1 protein-coding gene is annotated in these 1,195 nt (G+C 52.6%); it reads right to left on the bottom strand.

Annotation, left to right across the window (positions count from 1 at the left end):
• Positions 1-42 precede the first annotated feature (42 nt).
• On the bottom strand, positions 43-1,195 hold a 1,153-nt coding region (locus KDK16_RS02415; RefSeq protein WP_257274495.1), incomplete at its 5' end, for a hypothetical protein.

The following is a 1,195-nucleotide window of genomic DNA, read 5'->3' as shown; positions in this document are numbered from 1 at the left end:
TTATTGCAACCGCAGTAGGACAGCCTTAAGTCCGACAGGCTGCTAGTGCTGCTGTCTGTCACTTTGCCGGAGGCTTTCTGCTATCGGGTCATGACGTGAGAATTCCAGGATGGCACCTGTCGGGTAATCCTGGAGCAGCGTAAAATATCGGGTACGGGTCAACTGAAACCATTGGCCTGCACCATTCACCCGTACCTCGCGCTCGCCGCTGTAATCCCAACCATCAGCCTTGGCCAGGCTGATTTGTAAATCAGCCATTTCCTGTTGCTGTTTGATGGCCGTTGCAATCACTTGAAAACGATGGTTCCAGCCTTGATACAGAGCCATACGACGATCGTCCGGCAAGTCATTGCCAGGAGGTTGTCTGTAAAGCAGCGTATTCAAAGCTGAGGCTGAAGCCGGAGGTAAAATCCGGTTTTGCATCAGGGCCGTCAGTGACTCCGCAACAAAATGGAGTCTGGATTGGCGTGCCAGAGGTGACACAGCCTGAGTGTCATCTTGAATCGTATCGGGAACCGGCGTCGACTTCCGGAGCGGCTGGCAACTTGCATCCCCGTGAAAGGCGCTGAAATCGTTCCAGAACGCCTCCGGTTGCAGCCGCTCATAAATGACCATGGACAAATAGTGAAGGAGAATTGAGCTGCCCCGGTCGCTGTCTGGAGCCAGCTCAGCCAGAGCGGTGGACTGAAACGGGGCAAGATCAGAGTCCAGGAAACTGCCATCCAAAACCAGCTTGGCCCCCTCGCCGGTGATATAGAGACCACTTTTTAGCCAGGGGCTCAGAGACACCAGCACCGTGAAACGGTCCGTCATGTCATCAGGCAAGCCTGAATAACCCAGCAACCGGGTAAAGGCCAGATCGACGTCTCTTTCGATCTGGCGAATGTCCCGGGATGAGAAAAAGTACTCAGGCTGGTTGCTGTCATTGGCGGTCACTGTATCCAGCATCAACTGAATATTCAGTTCGCCTTTATTTATAATTTTGCTGAATAGATAACCGCTTTCATTAACATATCCAAGCTCCCGCAAAACCGTTCGATAATGCTCTCTGGCCAGGTCAATGGCTCTGGAGATATCATTGCGTGGAATCACTTCCTTTTGTCCCAGGGCAAAATCTGAGGGCTGGATTTTCCACTGACCTCTAGGGGTTCTGTAACAGGTCCAGTGCTGTCCATTGCCGCGCTGCCATGACAAC

The organism is Endozoicomonas sp. SESOKO4, from assembly GCF_024606275.1.
Note: the sequence above shows the minus strand (reverse complement) of the source record. Positions and strands in the feature narration are given on the sequence as shown.